Genomic DNA, 21,332 nt, shown 5'->3' with positions numbered 1-21,332 from the left:
TCGTGTAAAAATTTAACCGCACTTTTATTACATTGAAAGTGTGGTTATTTTTTATTAAAATTTTCACCTTATTTTGGCTTTTTATCGGTATTTTTATGTCCAGTTCGTTTTCTTTTCCTGATTTTAAAACCTTGCAACCCTATGATAAACGCTTCCTAAAGCGTCTACGTTCACGTCTCCGCTATTATTTCTATCGTGTATTATGTTATAAAGAATGTCATCAATTCACGCTATTTTTAAATCAAGATCCGAAGTGGATACCTATCTTTGAGAAAGTCCCTTATCGTTGTAATGCGGTGTTAAGAAAATATTGTGATAATCGCTTTAGTAAAAAGGTACGGATTCAATCAATATTAGCTAATTTTCAATTAGCAGAAAAATTTCTAGGAAATGAGAGGCTAGAAACATTGATCAGAGAAGATCGTGTTTTGTTGGCTGAATTACCTGATGGCTTAAAGCTATACTTAAATATTAATGCTATTGATCCTTTTGAGGGATTTCTCTCTATCAATATCAAAAATGAAAATGATGAGAATGTCTATGATGCCTCTTTTAGCTTTTTAACACCTAATAAATTATTGATTGCATCCATTCAAGGCCCTAATGAAGCTAATTCGCAACAGTTGGTGAAATCTGCAACTAAATCTTTATATGGCATTAGACCAATGTTTATGATTGTGAATGTATTTAAGCTACTATGCCAACTTTTTGCTTGTGAATTAGTTGCAATCCCACATAAAAATCAAGCGAAATATCGTTGGAATGATTATAACCGTCTATTATTCAATTATGATGATTTTTGGAAAGAAAACAATGGGATAGCCGAGAATGGCTACTGGACATTACCACTTGAGATAGAACGCAAACCTTTAGAAGATATTCAAAGCAAAAAACGTTCAATGTATCGTAAACGGTATGAAATGTTGGATGAATTGGAAACTGATTTAAATACAATATTTAGCTAAAAAATAGGCCCAAAAGTGACCGCACTTTTGGGTACGTTTTCTAGGTAAATCAAAGTGGGAGCTCGGTGGTGTTTTTGACAGTTTTTAAGGCTATTTCAGATTTGATATTTTTGATACCGATTTCTTTAGTGAGATAACGTATTTTAATTGAATGAAACTCTTCAAGATTGGAAACGAATAATTTAAGGATAAAGTCATAATCTCCCGCCATTAAATGGCATTCTGCAATTTGTGGCAAGGATTTCATTTCAAACATAAAGCGTTCGCGGACTTTGGGATCTTCTTCAAAAAATGAACCTAGCACATAAATTACCAGATTACAGTTAAGTTTTTGCGGATTAAGCAAGGCAACATAATTATCAATCACGCCATTTTGTTCTAAAATATTAACTCGGCGTAAACAAGCGGAATTAGATAATCCCACTTCTTTGGCTAACTCGTTATTTTGCAAGCGTCCATTGCGTTGTAATGCTCTTAAAATTCGCGTATCAATATTATCAAATACTTTCTTAGCCATACATTATCCTTGTGTAGCTTTATGCCGAATTGATTATAACAAGATAATCGAGGTAAAACTGTGATCTATGTTGTTGTTTAGCTTATTCTTTATAAGAAAACACTTGCGTGCAATTTGGTTACACGCAAGTGTGAGTATCAAGTATAAAGTGAAACTTGCACAACAAGTAAGATTGAGCCTATTACCAATAAACATCCGATCATCGGCATAACAAAACGAACCCATTTGTTAAATGGAATATTGAGCATTTGCAAAGTAACGAGAACAAGCCCTGTTGGTGCAAGGAATAGCATTGCATATTGTCCCCAATTATAGGCGGATACAATGATATGTCTTGGAATGCCTACGGTGTCTGCAAGTGGCGCCATAATTGGCATTGCAAGCACGGCCAAACCTGATGAAGACGGTACAATTAAACCAAGGAAGATGAAGATCACAAGTTGTGCTAAAATAAATACGCTTCCCGGTACGCCAGAAACAAGTTCTGATGCATAAGCAAGAATCGTATCGGAAATCATTCCTTCATCAAGTACAAGATTTACTCCTCGAGCTAAACCAATGATAAGGGAAACACCAACTAATTCTGATGCCTCTTCAGTAAAGGCATTAACGATTTCTTTTTCTTTTAGTTTAGAAATAAACATAATGATAATTGTGAGGGTAAGGAAGGAAGCCGCCATTTGTGGGAACCACCAACCACCGAACATTACACCCCAAACCATTATTGGAAATGCGATACAGAACAACATTAAGATGATTTTTCTACGCACGGTGAAGTTAATGAGCTGGTTGGTATCAATGTTTTTCATGTACTTTTGGACAAATTCTTCGCGATCTTCATAGGTATAAGATGCGGTCGGATCAGCTTTTATTTTTTTACAGTACCAGTAAAGATAAGCGATGACACAAATTGAGCCGAGAATTAGGCCAGCAAATCGCCAAGTAATCCCTTCAGTGAATGGAATACCAGCTGCATTAGAGGCAATTACCACTGAGAATGGATTGATAGTAGAGAATGCAGTTCCCATTGATGAAGCTAGAAAAATTGCGCCAACGCAAACAATGGCATCGTATCCCAAAGCAAGGAAAACGGGAACAAGAATGGGATAGAATGCGACGGCCTCTTCTTCAATGCCACAGGTTGTTCCTCCAATTACCATTAATACGGATACGCAGAAAACAATCAAAAATTCATTGCCTTTAGTGCGGTTAGCCAAAGCAGTCAGACCCGCATTAAAAGAGCCTGTTCGGTTAATGACCCCGATCATTCCTCCTAAAACGAAGATAAATACCATAATATCTGCAGCATCAATCGTACCTTGTACCATACTGATTGCAATATCTTGCAGTGTTTTAGGATTTTGTTGAACACGTTGATAAGTACCAGGAATGGCAATTGGCTTTTTGATTGTCCCTTCGGTGAAGTTTGATAATTCGATTTTAATATTTAAGTTATCAAGGGATTCTTTGGTTGGAGGTAAAATGGTATCTTCTTGTTGATAGGTTTTTACCACAAAGACATTGTTTGCCGAATTATAGGTCAGTTTGGAATAAGAACCCGCGGGAATAATCCAAGTGAGTCCTACGGCTATAATTAAAATAACAAATAAAATTGAAAATGCTGATGGAAAGTTAAAGGTTTTTCTATGTGCGTTTTCCATAATATACTCCTTTATATACAGTAAGTTATGGTAAGAATACGCTTTATAGACCTATAAAGCGTATTAATTAACTATCAATAGTAGGTTATCACTTTGGCATTTGTTGTAATACGCGTACCAGCTTTACCTTTCACAATATCCACAATATCAGAAAGTGAACCTATCACCGCATCTTTACCCGTATGTTTAACAAAATTCACTGCAGCTTGGACTTTTGGCCCCATTGAACCAGAAGGGAACGGCATTTCTTCTAGCAGAACAGGAGGGGCCGTTGCAATAGCTTGTTGATTTTCTTGACCCCAATTTAGATACACTGCGGAAACATCTGTGGCAATAATAAAGAGATCAGCCTCTAAATTTTCTGCTAATAGCGCAGAACAAAGATCTTTATCAATGACCGCTTCAACACCACAAAGATTATGTTGATCATCATAGTAGGTTGGAATACCACCGCCACCTGCACAGATAACAATACTGCCTTTTTCAAGCAACCACTGTACGGGACGAGTTTCAAAAATCCGTTTTGGTAATGGGCTTGGTACAACACGACGATATTTATCACCATCTTGTGCAATGGACCATCCTTTTTCTTTAGCTAATTTATCCGCTTCTTCTTTGGTATAAACTGGTCCAATTGGTTTTGTTGGGTTTTGGAATGCGGGATCATTTTTATCCACTTCAACCTGAGAAAGTAATGTGGCAAATGGGACTTCAAATGGTACAAGATTACCTAATTCTTGTTGAATCATATAGCCAATCATTCCTACTGACTCTGCACCAAGTACATCAAGCGGGTAAGTTGGGACATCTTTATAAGCAGCACCTTGCAAGGCTAATAAGCCTACTTGAGGACCATTACCGTGAGCGATAACTAATTCATTATTAGGCCAAATCTTGGCAATCTGTTCACAAGCAATTCTGACATTTTGTCGTTGATTCTCTGCTGTTAAGGGTTCTCCTCGGCGGAGTAGCGCATTCCCCCCTAATGCAATGACTATTCGCATAATATTCTCCTTTTATTCCCTAGGTTAAGCTTGCATAAAGCACCGCTTTAATGGTGTGCATACGGTTTTCGGCTTGTTCAAAGGCAATATTCATTGATGATTCAAATACATCTTCAGTTACTTCAATACCATTGGCCAATTCAGGATAGGTTTCGGCAATTTGGCGCCCCACTTTGGTTTCACTGTTATGGAAAGCAGGTAAGCAATGCATAAATTTTGCTCTTGGATTGCCTGTACGTTTCATTAATTCAGGGGTGACTTGGTAAGGCAAAAGCAATTTAATACGTTCTCCCCAGCTTTCTAATGGTTCCCCCATAGAAACCCATACATCGGTATGTACAAAGTCCACATCTTTTACAGCAAGATCGATATTTTCGGTTACAGTAATTCGCGCGCCACTTTCTTGTGCAAATTTTTCACACATTGTCACTAATTCAGGTTCTGGTAAAAGCGATTTAGGGCTACAAATACGCACATCCATACCTAATTTGGCCCCGATTAATAATAAAGAGTTGCCTACATTATTACGTCCATCTCCAATATAAACATATTTAATTTGCGTGAGTGGTTTGTCGCAATTTTCGATCATTGTCAGCACATCTGCGAGCATTTGGGTTGGGTGGAATTCGTCGGTTAAACCATTAAAGACAGGTACTCCCGCATATTCTGCTAGTTCCTCAACTACTGTTTGTTTGAAACCACGATATTCAATCGCATCATACATTCGCCCGAGTACACGTGCTGTGTCTTTCATACTTTCTTTATGACCGATTTGTGAAGAAGTTGGATCAATATAAGTTACGTTTGCACCTTGATCATAAGCAGCAACTTCAAATGCACAGCGAGTGCGAGTTGAGGTTTTCTCAAAAATCAAGGCAATATTTTTACCTTTTAATTTTTGCTGTTCTGTGCCAGCATATTTTGCTCGTTTTAAATCTCGAGAAAGCTCAAGTAAATAATTAATTTCACGTTCAGAGTGATTCACTAGACTGAGTAAATGCCTATTTTTAAGATTAAAAGCCATAATATTTCTCCTTATATGATTGAGAGGAAAGAGCTACATAAAATTATGTAGTGGATACAACACCTTGAATTGATATGAATTATAAAAAGGGCTATGTCGAATAAGGTACGTAATTTTCTATTTGAATGTAAATTTTTCGCACAAAATTCTAAGAAAAAAGCAAAGCCTGTTATTTCTTTTCAATAAAGAAAAAAGATTTATTTGGAATTGTAATAAAGCAAAAAATTTTATAAAAAATCACCGCACTTTATAAATCACAATGCGAAAAGCACAGAGCTGTGCTATGATTGCTACTTTCATAAAACACAATAGAGAATGAATGACTATGCAGAATAATCTCGTCATCACCGTCGATGGCCCAAGTGGCGCGGGTAAAGGCACGTTATGTTATGCGTTGGCACAGCAATTAGGTTTTGCTTTGTTAGATAGCGGGGCTATTTATCGTGTTACGGCATTGGCTGCGTTGAAAAAGCAAGTGTCGTTAGATGATGAAATGGCGTTGGCAAATTTAGCACGTCATTTAGATGTGGCATTTTTACCTGAAGATAATGAAGTGAAAATTATCTTAGAAGGGGAAAATGTGAGTGGACAAATTCGCACTCAAGAAGTGGCTGATGCGGCTTCAAAAGTGGCGGTGTTTCCACAAGTGCGCCAAGCATTATTGCAGTTACAACAAAGCTTTGCGACGGAGAAAGGGCTTATCGCAGACGGGCGAGATATGGGGACGGTGGTTTTCCCTCAGGCACAAGTCAAGTTATTTTTAGATGCAAGTGTTGAAGAAAGAGCGAAAAGACGCTATAAACAGTTGCAAAATAAAGGAATTAGTGGTAACTTTGCACAGATTTTAGCCGAGATAAAAGAGCGTGATTTTCGCGATAGAAATCGTCCTGTTGCGCCACTTAAACCTGCGGATGATGCATTGCTATTAGATAGCACGGAATTAAGTATTGAGGCGGTAATAGCCCAAGCACTTGATTATATTCGTCAGAAGGTTAGTCTCTAAGGCTTAAATTATTTTCATCAGTTTATTCAAGGATGGATAAACATTTATTATCAGCCCCACTTTTTATGGATATAAAGTGGACGTTATTAACTAAATTTAGAAGATTAATTATGTCAGAATCTTTTGCTCAACTCTTTGAAGAATCATTAAAAGACCTTGAAACTCGTTTAGGTTCAATCGTTAACGGTACAGTTGTTGCTATTGAAAAAGGCTTCGTATATGTCGATGCAGGTTTAAAATCTGAAGCACGTATCCCAGCTGAAGAATTCCAAAATGCACAAGGTGAATTAGACGTTAAAGTTGGCGACGTGGTAAACGTTGCGTTAGACGCTGTGGAAGATGGTTTTGGTGAAACTAAATTATCTCGTGAAAAAGCAGTACGTCACGAATCTTGGATTGAATTAGAAAAAGCCTATGAAGAACAAGCAACAGTTATCGGTTTAATCAACGGTAAAGTGAAAGGTGGTTTCACAGTTGAGTTAAACGGTGTTCGTGCATTCTTACCGGGTTCATTAGTAGATACTCGTCCAGTGCGTGATACCTTACACCTTGAAGGTAAAGAATTAGAATTCAAAGTAATCAAATTAGATCAAAAACGTAACAACGTTGTGGTTTCTCGTCGTGCTGTTATTGAATCAGAAAACAGTCAAGATCGTGAAGAAATCTTAGCTAACCTTGCTGAAGGCGCAGAAGTTAAAGGTACAGTTAAAAACTTAACTGACTACGGCGCATTCGTTGATTTAGGTGGCGTTGATGGTTTATTACACATCACTGATATGGCTTGGAAACGCGTTAAACACCCAAGCGAAATCGTGAATGTGGGTGATGAAATCACAGTTAAAGTATTAAAATTCGATAAAGATCGTACTCGTGTATCTTTAGGCTTAAAACAATTAGGTCAAGATCCTTGGGTTGCTATCGCAGAAAATCACCCAGTTGGTAGCAAATTAACTGGTAAAGTGACTAACTTAACAGACTATGGTTGTTTCGTTGAAATTTTAGAAGGCGTTGAAGGCTTAGTTCACGTTTCTGAAATGGATTGGACAAACAAAAACATTCACCCATCTAAAGTGGTTAGCTTAGGTGATACTGTTGAGGTAATGGTATTAGAAATTGATGAAGAACGTCGTCGTATTTCTTTAGGTTTAAAACAATGTAAACCTAACCCGTGGTTACAATTTGCTGACACTCACAACAAAGGCGATAAAGTTACAGGTAAAATTAAGTCAATTACTGACTTCGGTATCTTCATCGGTCTTGAAGGGGGGATTGATGGCTTAGTTCACTTATCTGACATTTCTTGGAATGTTCCGGGTGAAGAAGCTGTTCGTAACTACAAAAAAGGTGATGAAGTCTCTGCAGTAGTATTACAAGTGGATTCAGCAAAAGAGCGTATCTCTTTAGGTATCAAACAACTTGAAGATGATCCATTCAATAACTTCATCGCAGCAAACAAAAAAGGCGCTATCGTAAGTGCTAAAGTTGTTGAAGCAGATGCAAAAGGCGCTAAAGTTGAGTTAGACGGCGGTGTTGAAGGTTACATCCGTGCTGCTGATTTAACAAGCGAAGTTGCTGAAGGTGATGTTGTTGAAGCGAAATACACCGGTGTAGATCGTAAAGCTCGTTTAGTTCACTTATCTGTGAAAGCGAAAGATCAAGCTGAAGAAGCGGCAGCAGTTGCAAATGTGAATAAAGAAGAAGTGGTTATTCCAAATGCAATGGCTGAAGCATTCAAAGCAGCTAAAGGTGAATAATTTTAGTTCCCTTTAAAGTTGGCGTGAGGAAACTCACGCTAACTTATTGATAGTTAGGAGAATATTATGACTAAATCAGAACTCATTGAAGCATTAGTTCAACAGCATCCTTCTATTTCAGTTAAAGAAGTAGAAAATGCAGTAAAAGAGATTTTAGAGCAAATTGCGCAGACCTTAGAAAATGGAGAGCGTGTTGAAGTTCGTGGTTTTGGCAGTTTTTCACTACATTTCCGTCAGCCTCGTGTAGGGCGTAACCCTAAAACGGGTGCTAAAGTTGAATTAGATGCAAAATCTGTACCGCACTTTAAAGCTGGTAAAGATCTTAGAATGCGTGTAGATATTCAAGCATAATAGTCAGCTAACTAAACGGCACCTTTGTGTCGTTTTTTGTATTTATTTAAATCTTTTGGAGTGCGTAATGATTAAGTATATTTTCGGTTTTATTATTTTACTCGCCGTTGTACTTGTCGCCATCACCATTGGGGCGAATAATGATCAACTCATTACCTTTAATTATATTGTTGCTCAAAGTGAACTACAGCTTTCTACTTTAGTGGCTATCTTATTTGGTTTTGGCTTGCTTTTAGGTTGGTTTATTACTGGCTTTTTTTATCTCAAATTAAAATTAAAAAATATGGGATTAGCACGCAAGGTAAAACGCCTTTCCTCACAAATTACTGAATTAACTTCAAGCCGAGATAAGGCTGCACAATAATGCTCGAGCTGCTTTTTCTACTGCTTCCTATTGCTGCTGCTTATGGATGGTATATGGGGCATCGTAGTGCGAAAAAGGATCAGGAAGACATCACGAATAAATTATCCCGTGATTATGTAACGGGGGTGAATTTGCTTCTCTCTAATCAGCAAGAAAAAGCAGTTGATTTGTTTTTAGGTATTTTACAAAAACAAGAGCAAGAAAATGAAATTGAACAAAGTTCGCAATTTGAAGCGGAACTCACATTAGGAAACTTATTCCGTTCTCGTGGTGAAGTAGATCGTGCATTGCGAATCCACCAAGCCCTAGATCGTAGTCCAAATTATAGCTTTGAACAAAAACTTCTCGCCAAACAACAGCTTGCACGGGATTTTATGACGGTTGGTTTTTTTGATCGTGCTGAAGCATTGTATATTCTTTTAGTCGATGAACCCGATTTTGCTGAAAATGCCTTACAGCAGTTAGCGGTGATTTATCAAAAAATGAAAGAATGGAAAAAAGCTATTAATGTCGCAGAAAAACTTGCCAAAATTTCACCGCACTTTGATCCTATCCCTTTGGCGCATTACTATTGTGAATATGCTCAGAGCCTAGATTCAGAACAAAGAAAAATAACCACCGCGCTTTTACAGCGTGCATTAACCGTCTATCCAAATTGTATCCGAGCCTCGCTATTATTGGCTCAAAATGAAATCTTGCAACTGGATTACCAAAGTGCGGTAAAAAATTTAGAAAATATTTTACAGCAAAATCCCGCTTATATTAGTGAGGCATTATCCGCCTTAAAATATTGCTATGAAGAATTACATCAACAAGATAATTTTGAGCTTTTTCTTATTAAAGCAAGCCAAGTAGGCAAAAGTAGCGCCGTTGATCTTGCCTTAGCGGATTTTATTGCAGAAAAAGATGGCCTTGTGGCTGCGCAAGCCAAACTTTATCAACAGCTCAATCAAAACCCAACAACCATTGTTTTTCATCGCTTTATCCAATATCAAATTGAAAGTGCAGAAGAAGGGCGAGGTAAAGAGAGCCTCATTTTACTCTCAAAAATGGTTGGTGAGCGGATTAAACAAGGTTTTGATTATCGCTGTACGAATTGTGGTTATCAAACCAATAAACTCATCTGGTGCTGCCCTTCTTGTCGTCAATGGGAAAGCATCAAACCCACGCCAGATATTGAATATCATTAACTAATGAGGAAGAGAAAATGAGTAGTAAAGTCATTGTTGCCTTAGATTATGAAAAAGAAGAACAAGCCCTTGCTTTGGTGGATCAGCTTGACCCAAGCCAATGCCGCTTAAAAGTAGGCAAAGAAATGTTTACCACACTAGGCACAAATTTTGTCAAACAGCTACATAGCCGTAATTTTGACGTTTTTCTTGATCTCAAGTTTCACGATATTCCTAACACGGTGGCAAGAGCGGTGCGTTCTGCGGCAGATTTAGGCGTTTGGATGGTGGATTTACACGCCAGTGGTGGCTTGCGAATGATGGAAGAAGCCAAAAATATTCTTGTGCCTTATGGAAAAGATGCGCCAATTTTAATTGGCGTTACTGTGCTAACGAGTATGGAAGATCTCGATCTGCTGCAAATTGGCATTAATGCTTCACCAATGGAGCAAGTGATTCGCCTTGCTCATTTAACTCAACGTGCAGGACTTGATGGCGTAGTATGTTCACCACAAGAAGTCGAAATTTTACGCGCACATTGTGGTAGCGATTTCAAACTGATCACTCCGGGTATTCGTCCTATTGGCGCAGACTTTGGTGATCAACGTCGTGTAATGACTCCAGCTGCGGCAATTCAAGCGGGTTCTGATTATTTGGTTATCGGCCGTCCAATTACTCAAGCTGAAAATCCAGCAGAAGTATTGCGCGCAATCAATGCGTCTATTGAGGGCTAATATGTCAGAAAGCACTTTAGTTTACTCTACGGAAATAGGCAGAATCCAAACAGAAAAAAAACAACAGCCTGTTCGCCCTAAAGGTGATGGCGTTATTCGCATTGAACGCCAAGTGAGCGGAAGAAAGGGGAGTGGCGTTAGCGTAATAAAAGGTCTAGACTTGCCCGATGATGAATTGAAAAAATTGGCTGCAGAACTGAAAAAACGTTGTGGTTGCGGTGGTTCAGTGAAAAATGGTTTAATTGAAATTCAAGGCGAAAAACGAGAGTTACTCAAACAATTATTAGAACAAAAAGGTTTTAAGGTTAAGCTAGCATAATGAGCGATTGAACTCTTTTTTACCATTATAAAGCCGAAATGTTTTTTGCTAATGTGGCAGAGCTAGAAGTGGTGATCCCGAGTATCTTCGCTATTATAACCAGTAACAGATAAAAAACGTGCTAAATAAATTGAGCCCTATGTAATACAGGGCTCAATATTTTGTTTCCTAGGTATCTAGGATTTTGGCGCGAAGTGCGGTGGTTTTTTCTCTATTTTTTATTGAGCGAGTTCAGCGCGTAATTTCTTCGTCACATCAACCATCACTTCTAATTGTTGTAAAGTTTCTGTCCAACCACGAGTTTTTAAACCGCAATCTGGATTCACCCATAAACGCTCTTTTGGTACAACATTCAACGCTTTGCGTAGCAGATGCTCAATTTCTTCTGCTTTTGGTACGCGTGGGCTGTGAATATCATAAACACCCGGGCCAATATCATTTGGATATTTGAAATCGGCGAAAGCGTTTAGCAATTCCATATCTGAACGTGAGGTTTCAATAGTAATCACGTCGGCATCAAGTGCGGCGATAGCCGGTAAAATATCGTTAAATTCGGAATAACACATATGTGTGTGAATTTGCGTATCATCTTGCACGCCCATTGAGCTTAAACGGAATGCCTCGCCTGCCCATTGAAGATAGGCGTCCCAATCCGCACGTTTAAGCGGTAAACCTTCACGGATAGCCGGCTCGTCAATTTGGATCACTTTAATGCCTGCTTTTTCTAAATCTAACACTTCGTCAGACAGGGCGACACCAATCTGTTTACACACTGTTGCGCGTGGAATATCGTTACGTACGAAAGACCATTGTAAAATGGTAACAGGGCCGGTGAGCATTCCTTTCATCACTTTGTTGGTGAGACTTTGGGCATATTGCGACCAGCGAACCGTCATTGGCACTGGGCGAACTACATCACCATAAATAATGGGTGGTTTAACGCAACGTGAACCGTAGCTTTGCACCCAACCAAATTTGGTAAACGCGAAACCGTCTAATAATTCACCAAAATATTCCACCATATCGTTACGCTCTGCTTCACCGTGTACCAACACATCTAAGTCTAGACGCTCTTGCTCACGCACGACCAACTCAATTTCTTTTTTCATTGCGGCTTCGTAGTCTTCAAGGCTTAATGTGCCTTTCTTAAATTGCGCACGGGCTTGACGAATCTCACTGGTCTGTGGGAATGAACCGATATTAGTGGTTGGCAATAAAGGTAAATTTAACCACGCATTTTGTTTGGCAATACGCTCAGCAAATGGCGATTTACGTTGATCCGCCCCTTCTGGCAAATTGGCTAAACGTTCAGCAACTTCTGGGCGATGAATTTCTGTGCTGTTGGCTCGCGTATCAGCAGCAGCTTGACTGGCATCTAATTCTGCTTGAACTGCTGCACGACCTTGTTCAAGTGCGGTTTTAATGACCGATAATTCTTGTACTTTTTGTAACGTGAAAGCAAGCCAGCTATAAAGCGCAGGTTTGTTTTCTTTTAGTTGCACTTCCACAGATAAATCATAAGGGCTATGCAATAAAGAGCAGCTCGGGGCAATCCATAAACGTTCGCCTAATTGTGCTTTTAATGGCTCAAGCACATCTAATACTTGGTTTAAATTAGCGCGCCACACATTGCGTCCATCGATTACGCCAGCGGATAGTACCTTCTCATAATCGCTAAAGGCGGCAAGCTGCTCAGGCGCACGCACTAAATCAATATGTAAACCGTCTACGGGGAGTGATTTCAATAAGTTCGCGTGTTCTGCCACTGAACCAAAATAGGTGGCTAAAAGTAATTTTGCGTTTACTTTTTCGCTTAATTCAGCATAAACAGCCTGATAAGCAGCTACCCATTGTGCTGGTAAATCTACCGCAAGCGCAGGTTCATCAATTTGGATCCATTCCACGCCTTCTGCGGCTAAGGCATTTAGGATTTCCACATAAATAGGCACGAGTTTATTTAAGAGTGTAAAGCGATCAAACGCGTCGCCTTTTTCTTTACCTAAATGTAAGAAGGTTAATGGACCAACAATGGTTGGTTTCACCGTTAAACCAAGCGCTTTTGCTTCACGAATTTGTTGTACATAATGAGCTGGATTGGCTTTAAATTCGGTGTTTTTGTGGAATTCTGGCACTAAATAGTGGTAGTTAGTGTCGAACCATTTTGTCATCTCAATGGCGAATTGCTCTTTGTTACCGCGCGCTAGTTGGAAATATTGATCAAGCGTTAATTGTTGGCTATCAAAACCGAAACGTGCAGGAATTGCCCCTGTTGCCACCTGTAGATCCAAAATATGATCGTAAAAGGTGAAATCTGCCACTGCCACATAATCTGCCTTTGCTGCCGCTTGGTGTTTCCAGTTTATTTCACGTAGCGCTTTGGCGATATCCAATAAATCTTGCTCAGCAATCTCGCCACGCCAATAACGCTCTTGGGCAAATTTAAGCTCACGCTTTGCTCCAACACGAGGAAAACCTAAAAGATGAAATGTTGTCATAATCAAACTCCTGTCTTTATTATTAATCAAATAGACGTCTAAACGTCTTTCTTGTGTTTAATAATGCCGAAAGGTTTTATATTATGCAATATCATAATTTTCACAGTTTGTATGAATAAAATTAATATTCATATAATGGCAAAAATTTATTCAAAAAGCACCGCACTTTTTAGCTAGCGTGCTTTGTTTATATAAATCATTGTGTTGTGCTACAATCTCGCTCATTTTAATCTTTTAGGATCATCAAAATGAAAAAAGCCCTATCACTCATTGTGTTATACAGTGTGCTATTACTCGGAAGTGAATTACTTTATCGCATTGTGTTTGCTGTTCCAGCTTTGCCTATGGGTAAGTTAGCGGAGAATTATGCGTTTATTTTGGTATTTGTTGCATTGTTATATTTTGTTAAATCAAGGGTAGCGCAATGCTTGCTTCTTGCTTTCTTTGCAATGAGTTTTATTGGTAACAATATCCATTATGCGGCTTATCAAGGCTGGGTTACGCCAATGAATTTATATTTGCTATTTAAAGAATGGCACGAAGTAATGGGGGCAACTAGCTCATTGGTTGGAAAGACATTATTTCCCGCATTATGGGGTTTGTTAGAAGTTATTTTTGTCAGCTCTATTTTATGTTTTCAACGTAAACGTTCTTGGATTGCTGATGGCGTATTTTTTCTCTTGATGATTTTCGGTATTGTGCGTGTGGCTTTAGATGAGAGTAAAAGCATTATTTATTCAAAACTTTCTTATAGCCGAATTAAAACAAACTATCTTAGTTTAAGTTCATTTGTAGGGCATACTTTACCCTATAAATTTTTGCATTTAAGTGTGGTGCCTGATTATCAAATGGCAGAGCCACAAGTCGCAAGTAAACCTAAAGTTCGTAATATTATTTTCTTACTTGGTGAGAGTGAAAGTGCTAAACACGTCAGTTACTTTGGCTATAATTTTGCGGATAGACAGACTACACCATTTTTAACACAATTCGCTCAATCTGATGCACAGCCTCTTGTAAAAGAAACTTATTCAGCCGGCTTGCTTACTGTGATTACACTCCCTTCATTATTTAATGCGATTCAATATCCAAATGGATTAGCTCAAATTTCTAAAGGTACAACAAATCTGTTTCGTTTAGCCAAACAGCAAGGTTATCAAACTTATTTTTATACTGCACAGTCGCAAGAGGATATGGATCTGCTTAATTTATTAGGAAAAACGTGGATTGATGAGCTGAAATATCCTACAGATCTTGGTTTTGGATTTAAACAACATATGTCCGATAGGGAATTATTACCCTTATTGAAAAAGATTAATTTACAGGAAGGTAATCATTTTATTATTTTACATCAGCGCGGTTCACATATGCCTTATGGCAAGATTTTAACTGCGGAGCAAAAAGTATTTGGCGATAAAACAGCAAATGATGAATATGACAATACTATTTATGCCACCGATCAGCTAATGAAAGCCATTATTCATTATTTAGAACAGCAATCAGCGCAAGATTGGCTGTTTGTTTATACTTCTGATCACGGGCAGTTTGTTACCCCCGAGCGTCATATTCAGGCAACAATGGACGAAGATAATTATCTTGTGCCGACAGTGTTATATACCCCTGACAGAGTGTTGCAACAGCAATTACATCAAGATTTTTCACAATGTGATCGTTTATTTCATCAGCAAATTTCAACTTTATTACTCAATCTTTTTGGCTATAAGCAGGAGATCAGTTCGTGTAAGTTAGGGTATGTGAATAATAATGATCTAACTGGGGATCAAGGATATTTAAAGATTTCTCCTCCATATACAAATTTCGTTATGCCAACAATGATGAAAGATAAGAATTAATAAATTTTTAAATAAAAACCACCGCACTTTATATTAATCATTAAAGTGCGGTGCTTTTTTGTTGTATAATTTTCATTATCTTGTTTTATATCTATGAATCCATTTAATGAAACCCACATTTTTAGAAATTCGACATCTTAAAACACTGATTGCATTAAAAGAGACGGGGAGTGTTTCTTTAGCGGCGAAGCGTATTTATTTAACGCAATCAGCCCTTTCTCATCAGATAAAGTTATTGGAAGATCAATATGGTCTTGCGCTATTTGAGCGAAAAAGTCAGCCTTTACGCTTTACGGCGGCTGGCGAGCGTTTGATTAAATTAGCAAATGAAGTTTTACCACAAATTATTGAGGCCGAGCGAGATCTTTCACGAGTGAAGCAAGGGGAAGCGGGGGAGCTGCGCATTGCGGTAGAATGTCATACTTGCTTTGACTGGTTAATGCCCGCAATGGATAGTTTTCGCCAACATTGGCCTTTAGTGGAGTTAGATATTGTTTCTGGCTTTCATACTGATCCTGTTGGGCTATTATTAACCCATCGTGCAGATTGGGCGGTGGTTTCGGAGGTTGAAGAGACTGTCGGTATTACCTATAAACCGTTATTTTCTTATGAGATGGTAGGATTATGCGCGAAGGATCATTCTCTTGCCAATAAAGCGGTTTGGCAGGCGGAGGATTTTCTTGATCAAACATTAATTACCTATCCCGTTCCTGATGATATGTTAGATTTGCTGAAAAAAGTGTTGCAGCCTGCGGGGATCAATCCTACTCGTAGAACAAGTGAATTGACCATTGCGATTATTCAGCTTGTAGCGAGTAAAAGAGGGGTGGCAGCATTACCTTTTTGGGCAGCAAAACCTTATTTAGATCGAGGCTATATTGTCGCGAGAAAGATCACTTCACAAGGGTTATATAGTAATCTTTATGGGGCATTTCGTGAAGCTGATACAGAGGTTGCCTTTGTTGAGGATTTTTATGAGACAGTGAAAGCCCAAAGTTTTTCAACCTTGCCCGGATTATCCATTTTAGAAGAGTAGCGAGATAAGTATGATTGCAACGCAAAATAAGATTTGGCAAAGCGCAAGAGCGGCATTCCCTTATTCTTTACCTATGTTGGTTGGTTTTTTATTTTTAGGGTTTGCATACGGGCTTTATATGAAAGGATTAGGTTTTAATGCTTGGTATCCTTTTTTAATGGCATTACTGATTTATGCAGGCTCTGTGGAGTTTATTGTTGCTGGGGCATTGATGGGGGTATTCACGCCCGTTTATGTTTTTTTATTAACCTTGATGGTGAGTTTACGTCAAATTTTTTATAGTATTTCTATGTTGGAGAAATATGGCAGTCGCGTAGGTAAAAAACGTTGGTATCTGATTAGTTCACTGGTTGATGAGAGTTTTTCACTGAATTATGTTGCGACTATTCCTTCGCATTTAGATAAAGGATGGTATATGTTTTTTGTCAGCCTTTATCTTCATATTTATTGGGTGTTAGGCGCACTGTTAGGAAATGTATTCGGCAATATTATTCCTTTTGATCTCAAAGGCATTGAGTTTGCAATGACCGCACTATTTTTAGTGATTTTTGCAGAAAATTGGCTTAAGGAAAAATCACATAAGAGTTCGTTATTAGGTATTGGTGTGGCATCGTTGTGCTTGCTTGTTGTCGGTAAAAATTATTTTCTTCTTCCTACATTAGCGATTATTTGGTTAGTTTTAACCTTATGGCGAGCAAAATTGAATGTAACCTTAGAACAGGTGGAAAAATGACATTAACTCAACAAATTATTACGATTTCTCTTGCTGTGTTAGCCGTTCAATTAACAAGATGGTTACCTTTTTGGATCTTTCCTGCTGAGCGTCCTATTCCTGAATATATTCGTTATTTAGGTAAAGTATTACCGCCAGCAATGTTCGGTATGCTTGTCGTATATTGTTATAAAAATATTGATATGAATACGGCCTATTTTGGCGCACCTGATTTTATTGCAGGGGGAATTGTATTAGCGTTACATTTTTGGAAAAAGAATATGTTTCTTTCCATCATTGCAGGAACAGTGATTTATATGTTTTTAGTACAGATGGTGTTTAAATAAAGAAACCACGCTGATTAGACGTGGTTTCTGTGAGTATTAAAATTTGATATTTAAACCTAAACTGGCATTTCTCCCTGCTAATGGAGCGAGAAATTTTAATGATGACGTATTAGAGCGCGCTTCTCTGTTCGTTATATTATTTACATTGAGGTAAAGCTCAATTTCTGTTTGTTTCCAAGGATAGGTATAGCTGATGCCTAAATCAACAAGCGTGAAAGAAGGAACGGAAAGTTTTTCATCAATTTCATTGCTGACATTTTTTTGTGTTTTGTAATGAATAGCAGAAATAAATCCTTTCCATCGATCATATTCAATATTCAGATCAGCGCCAAATCGAGATGATGGTAAATTAGGTAAATAGTTTCCTAGCCCAGTTAGACGATGAGGGAGTTTCTGTTTGACTTGATCATAAAAAGTATGCCAATACCAAGTACCGAAATGAGCAGTTTCCATCGTATAAGTTAAATCTAATTCCCATCCAGTTAAGGTAAATGGGGTCTGACGCCATTCTTTTACCATTAAACCATTTCGTGCGACACCGGTATAACCTAAATAAGTAAAATGATCGAATTTTGTTTGATACCAGTTTAGGCTAATATCGAAAGGATCAGTGCTATATCCGATCGAAAATTCCCACGTTTTACTCTTTTCTTTCGCAAGCCGAGCATCACCATTTTCTTCGATTAATAACGCATAGTGGTTATTATTAGCATATAATTCATTCATTTCTAAGGCGCGTTCGGCAAAGGTGCGTTGAATTCTGAGGTAGCTATTGTCAGTTGGATTAAATTGCAGAGCAAGATGACTATTTTGCAAATAAAATTCACGATCTTTCGCATAATAGCCGCCTATCCCTCTTGCAGTGCCAGCAACATTCTCACCTAATTTATACCGCACTTTTTCAATACGATGTCCTGCTTCTAGCATAAATGGAGAAAGATCAAGGGTTTCAATACCATATACACTATAAGATTTTCTTGTTAAATGAGGCAAATAAGCATCTTCTCCATTTGGTTGTACGTGTTGATGAGAAAAATCAGTACCAATTGTGCCGATCAGGCGTCCAAATAAAGGTTGATGGCTTGCATAGAGGCGATAACTGTAATTTTTTGACTGAAATCCATTAGAAAGTACATCACCAAGGTATTCATTATCTTTAGCTTGTTGATAATTTACTTGTAAATCAATGGCATCGATACCAGTAAATGGTGTTTTCCAATGTGTTCGCCAGTCTAAGCGATGAGTTTTATTTTTCACATTGACTGGCGCATAACCATCTATGGTTTGGGTATTTAAATAAGCAAACCCCGGTACGCCATAATCCGCATCATAATAATGCCAAGCAATGCCTGAGTAACCAAAATCACTAATGTAACTCGTACCAAGCGTAAAGGTACGTGTTTGCGAGTGGCTATTCGGTATTTTTCCGTACGGATAAGAACGATATTCTTTCATTTCACCAAATTTCTCTGCATAGTAAGGGCTATTTGGTACATATAAAGGATTTGGTGGGTTTTGCACAAAAACATTACCACGGTTATTCGTATATTTATCTTCTTCAGTAAGACCTAAGCTCGTATCTTGATAATTATCTAAATAATATTGACTAATATATTTAAAATAGGCTGGATTAATTGTTGTTAATACAGGAATACTTACCTGACATTGACGCTGTAAATCTGTCCGAGATTGTAGATAGCTTTTATCATAGCAAACAGAAGATTTGGTTCGATGAGGTATTTTTACAGAAGAAATCTTACTGATACTTCCACTGATATGCCCTGCCCAATGTTCATCATTACTCAGATTGAGCTGAAATAGCCCTTGGTTTGGCGCATTAATTCCTTTATTTAGGGTTACTTGTCCGCTTATTTTTTGATGCGAAATTTTATTAGGGATTGAATTATCTAATACATTCACTGCACCACCAAGGCTACGTCCACCGTATAGAATACTGGCACTTCCTTTGTTGATTTCAATTTCTTTTGCATTCAATGGATCGACAGAAGTTGCAAGATTACCACTTACTATAGCTAAGTCATTGATCGGCATATTATTTTGTAAAACAGTAACACGCTGACCTGATAATCCTCGAATAATAGGACGACTTGCATTTGGTCCAAAAGAACTGCTTTGTACACCTGAGGTTTTATCTACGACTGAACCAATGGTTGTCGAATAGTTCTGTTTTAATTGCTGTTCGGTGATTTTATGTTGCGTATGCAAATAATGATCGGGTACCGCAGTTGGAGAAATGGTGGTTTCAACTAAAATGGGCGCCAATTGTTGGCTATTTTCTCCATTTTGCTCCGCATTTGATGGCATTGTACTCGCTGCTGCGATTAAAAATAATGAAAGTTTATGAAATTCAAAAGATTGCATTTATATACCTTATTTTTTAATGAAAAATAAGTGGAAATGCTAACATAAAATGGCTAAAAGTAAATGGAGATAAAGAAACTTTATTATTTTTACAAAATAAGTGATAACATAATAGACACACCATCCATTTTTATGGTGTGCTATTTTTATCTAACGAGAGAGGAAATGATGAAAACATTAAACAAAATTTACTGTGCATTTTTAGCTGTAGGTCTTGTCGGTTTATCAGGTTGCGAACAAGCCACAAAGACTGATACCGCTGCAACAAAAACAGATGTTGTTGAACAAGCTCAAGCTAAGCAAGAGACTGAAAATACTCAGGCGTTTGTTCAACATTATGAAGGAAAAGTTACTGGCTATGATTTCCAAAGTTATCCTTTTGAAGGAAAAAAAGGGCAAACATTAATTGTTAAACTGGTTACCCAAGGGAATGTAGATGCTTTCTTATATGGATATGATGATTATTCTTATGGTGAAGCTTATACGCTACCAGAAACAGGACAATATGAATTACGAGTAGGTCAGCCTCGAGCAGCCTCCTATAAAGGTAAGACTTCTAGCTATGAGTTAACGATTGAATTGAAATAGTATCAGCGTTAAATTTTAACTTATTCTTTGATAAACCTATTTTATCGCCGTTTAAATTTGGAATGAAACGAGATGGCACGTTACAGGCAATGCAATAAAGCAAGCCTATAACGTGCCATCTTATTTCAAAATTTGAAAAAATATACCGAAAATCGCAAACTCAAAATGAGGCAGGGTAGTTAGCTAAATAGGCGATTTAGCTAACACAATGCTAGTACAGTGTGAGTAAAACAATTTGTTCAGGATCAATATAGCAAAAGAGTTTATCACCTTGTTGGAAAGAGGAATGTTCGTCAAGGCTAGCACAGCATTCTAATTGCTCATTTAGGGTGAGAATTGCTTCATTAGTGTGATTTTGATGATTGATATAGGATAAAAGTGCGGTGAAAATATTACAGGTTTTTTGCGGTTTTTTAGCGAATAATTTTACCCAAGGCGCTTTGATCATTAGCATTACTTCTTTACCTAAATGAAGCTGTAAACGTACCGCACTTTGTGCGGTGATAAAGGCAATAATAGGCTGATCGAAATGGGGAAGTTGGATTTCCACAGCGCAATGATTGTCTTCTTGTGTTAGGCTTTTCACTGTACCAAAAAACTGATTTCTGGCGCTACTTTGCAAAGAAAAACGCGCCGTAGCAGTCAGTAAACTATCAAGGGGAATTTGTTCATCTTGTAGAATTTGAAAGGCTTTTTGTTGTGTTTCTTGCAATAGATCGTAGAGTTTTAACAATCGCTTGGCATAATTTGTCAGTGTTGTACCGCCACCATTTTTTCCACCTGTATTACGTTCTAGTAAAGGCATCGGGCTGAGGCTATTCATTGCTTCAAGATGATCCCAAGCACTTTTATAACTCACGTTGGCGTTTTTTGCTGCTTGGCTGATAGAGCCAGATTCGGCAATTTCACGTAATAAACGCATTCGTTTTGGATCAACAAAAAGCTGTTGTTGTAATTTTATACTGAGCAATACTTCACTATTTAACATTATTCCCCTCAAATTCCCAATAGAGTTTGTGCTAGCCCTGTTTATTTTGACACCCTTGAAATCAAGTAA

20 protein-coding genes are annotated in these 21,332 nt (G+C 37.9%); 13 read left to right on the top strand and 7 right to left on the bottom strand.

Annotation, left to right across the window (positions count from 1 at the left end; all coding sequences use genetic code 11):
* Nucleotides 1-95 precede the first annotated feature (95 nt).
* Nucleotides 96-965, top strand: coding sequence for a VirK/YbjX family protein (locus L5B83_RS09670; protein ID WP_265778325.1), 870 nt, complete (start codon nt 96-98; stop codon nt 963-965).
* A 49-nt stretch (nt 966-1,014) separates the two neighbouring features.
* Here the strand turns inward: L5B83_RS09670 and L5B83_RS09665 are convergent, their stop codons facing one another.
* From L5B83_RS09665 to L5B83_RS09650, 4 genes are all read right to left on the bottom strand, one after another.
* On the bottom strand, nt 1,015-1,482 hold the full coding sequence (locus tag L5B83_RS09665) for an Lrp/AsnC family transcriptional regulator (RefSeq protein ID WP_250349743.1): 468 nt from the start codon (nt 1,480-1,482) through the stop codon (nt 1,015-1,017).
* 137 nt (nt 1,483-1,619) lie between these two features.
* Nucleotides 1,620-3,143: a YfcC family protein gene (locus L5B83_RS09660; RefSeq protein ID WP_265778324.1), complete on the bottom strand. Its 1,524-nt coding sequence runs from the start codon at nt 3,141-3,143 to the stop codon at nt 1,620-1,622.
* Between the two features lie 74 nt (nt 3,144-3,217).
* Nucleotides 3,218-4,147 (bottom strand): carbamate kinase, encoded by a 930-nt coding sequence (gene arcC, locus L5B83_RS09655; RefSeq protein ID WP_265778323.1) that lies wholly within the window; start codon nt 4,145-4,147, stop codon nt 3,218-3,220.
* Between the two features lie 19 nt (nt 4,148-4,166).
* Complete coding sequence (locus L5B83_RS09650) at nt 4,167-5,171, bottom strand: ornithine carbamoyltransferase (protein WP_265778322.1); 1,005 nt, start codon at nt 5,169-5,171, stop codon at nt 4,167-4,169.
* A 325-nt stretch (nt 5,172-5,496) separates the two neighbouring features.
* Between L5B83_RS09650 and cmk the strand changes: the two genes are divergently transcribed.
* The 7 genes from cmk (at nt 5,497) to yciH (ending at nt 10,865) form a co-directional block, all read left to right on the top strand.
* A complete protein-coding gene (cmk, locus tag L5B83_RS09645; RefSeq protein WP_265778321.1) occupies nt 5,497-6,174 on the top strand; it encodes a (d)CMP kinase in 678 nt (225 codons plus the stop codon).
* A gap of 110 nt (nt 6,175-6,284) precedes the next feature.
* Nucleotides 6,285-7,928, top strand: coding sequence for a 30S ribosomal protein S1 (rpsA, locus tag L5B83_RS09640; RefSeq protein WP_250349748.1), 1,644 nt, complete (start codon nt 6,285-6,287; stop codon nt 7,926-7,928).
* Nucleotides 7,929-7,994: 66 nt separating this feature from the next.
* Nucleotides 7,995-8,279 (top strand): integration host factor subunit beta, encoded by a 285-nt coding sequence (locus tag L5B83_RS09635; protein WP_250349749.1) that lies wholly within the window; start codon nt 7,995-7,997, stop codon nt 8,277-8,279.
* 67 nt (nt 8,280-8,346) lie between these two features.
* Nucleotides 8,347-8,643, top strand: a complete 297-nt coding sequence (locus L5B83_RS09630; protein WP_250349750.1) for a LapA family protein — start codon at nt 8,347-8,349, stop codon at nt 8,641-8,643.
* Nucleotides 8,643-9,833, top strand: a complete 1,191-nt coding sequence (gene lapB / locus L5B83_RS09625) for a lipopolysaccharide assembly protein LapB (protein ID WP_250349751.1) — start codon at nt 8,643-8,645, stop codon at nt 9,831-9,833. The genes L5B83_RS09630 and lapB overlap by 1 nt, the downstream gene beginning before the upstream one ends.
* A gap of 17 nt (nt 9,834-9,850) precedes the next feature.
* On the top strand, nt 9,851-10,546 hold the full coding sequence (gene pyrF / locus L5B83_RS09620; protein WP_250349752.1) for an orotidine-5'-phosphate decarboxylase: 696 nt from the start codon (nt 9,851-9,853) through the stop codon (nt 10,544-10,546).
* Nucleotide 10,547: 1 nt separating this feature from the next.
* Nucleotides 10,548-10,865: a stress response translation initiation inhibitor YciH gene (gene yciH / locus L5B83_RS09615; RefSeq protein WP_265778320.1), complete on the top strand. Its 318-nt coding sequence runs from the start codon at nt 10,548-10,550 to the stop codon at nt 10,863-10,865.
* A gap of 218 nt (nt 10,866-11,083) precedes the next feature.
* Here yciH and metE read toward each other — a convergent pair whose 3' ends face one another.
* Entirely contained in the window at nt 11,084-13,360 is a 2,277-nt protein-coding gene (metE, locus tag L5B83_RS09610) for a 5-methyltetrahydropteroyltriglutamate--homocysteine S-methyltransferase (RefSeq protein ID WP_265778319.1), read from the bottom strand.
* A gap of 248 nt (nt 13,361-13,608) precedes the next feature.
* Here metE and L5B83_RS09605 point away from each other — a divergent pair, with 248 nt between their 5' ends.
* The 4 genes from L5B83_RS09605 (at nt 13,609) to L5B83_RS09590 (ending at nt 17,305) form a co-directional block, all read left to right on the top strand.
* The gene (locus tag L5B83_RS09605; protein ID WP_250364384.1) at nt 13,609-15,210 is read left to right on the top strand and encodes a phosphoethanolamine transferase; all 1,602 of its coding nucleotides are present in this window, start codon (nt 13,609-13,611) and stop codon (nt 15,208-15,210) included.
* Nucleotides 15,211-15,316: 106 nt separating this feature from the next.
* Nucleotides 15,317-16,246 carry a LysR family transcriptional regulator gene (locus L5B83_RS09600; RefSeq protein WP_250350472.1) on the top strand — a complete coding sequence of 310 codons (930 nt, stop codon included), beginning with the start codon at nt 15,317-15,319 and terminating at the stop codon, nt 16,244-16,246.
* 10 nt (nt 16,247-16,256) lie between these two features.
* Nucleotides 16,257-16,979, top strand: a complete 723-nt coding sequence (locus L5B83_RS09595; protein ID WP_265778318.1) for an AzlC family ABC transporter permease — start codon at nt 16,257-16,259, stop codon at nt 16,977-16,979.
* Nucleotides 16,976-17,305, top strand: a complete 330-nt coding sequence (locus L5B83_RS09590) for a branched-chain amino acid transporter permease (RefSeq protein ID WP_250364385.1) — start codon at nt 16,976-16,978, stop codon at nt 17,303-17,305. Before L5B83_RS09595 ends, L5B83_RS09590 begins: the two co-directional genes overlap by 4 nt.
* A 36-nt stretch (nt 17,306-17,341) precedes the next feature.
* Here L5B83_RS09590 and L5B83_RS09585 read toward each other — a convergent pair whose 3' ends face one another.
* Nucleotides 17,342-19,687, bottom strand: coding sequence for a TonB-dependent receptor (locus tag L5B83_RS09585; protein WP_265778317.1), 2,346 nt, complete (start codon nt 19,685-19,687; stop codon nt 17,342-17,344).
* A 165-nt stretch (nt 19,688-19,852) separates the two neighbouring features.
* Here L5B83_RS09585 and L5B83_RS09580 point away from each other — a divergent pair, with 165 nt between their 5' ends.
* Nucleotides 19,853-20,275: a PPC domain-containing protein gene (locus tag L5B83_RS09580; RefSeq protein WP_250364387.1), complete on the top strand. Its 423-nt coding sequence runs from the start codon at nt 19,853-19,855 to the stop codon at nt 20,273-20,275.
* Between the two features lie 211 nt (nt 20,276-20,486).
* On the opposite strand, the gene L5B83_RS09575 is transcribed toward L5B83_RS09580, so the two are convergent.
* Nucleotides 20,487-21,263: a TOBE domain-containing protein gene (locus L5B83_RS09575; RefSeq protein WP_265778316.1), complete on the bottom strand. Its 777-nt coding sequence runs from the start codon at nt 21,261-21,263 to the stop codon at nt 20,487-20,489.
* Between the last annotated feature and the right edge of the window lie 69 nt (nt 21,264-21,332).

This window comes from Avibacterium sp. 21-599, assembly GCF_026226765.1.
In the GTDB taxonomy this organism is placed as follows: Bacteria; Pseudomonadota; Gammaproteobacteria; order Enterobacterales; family Pasteurellaceae; genus Avibacterium.
This window is presented reverse-complemented; position numbering and strand designations above follow the sequence as displayed.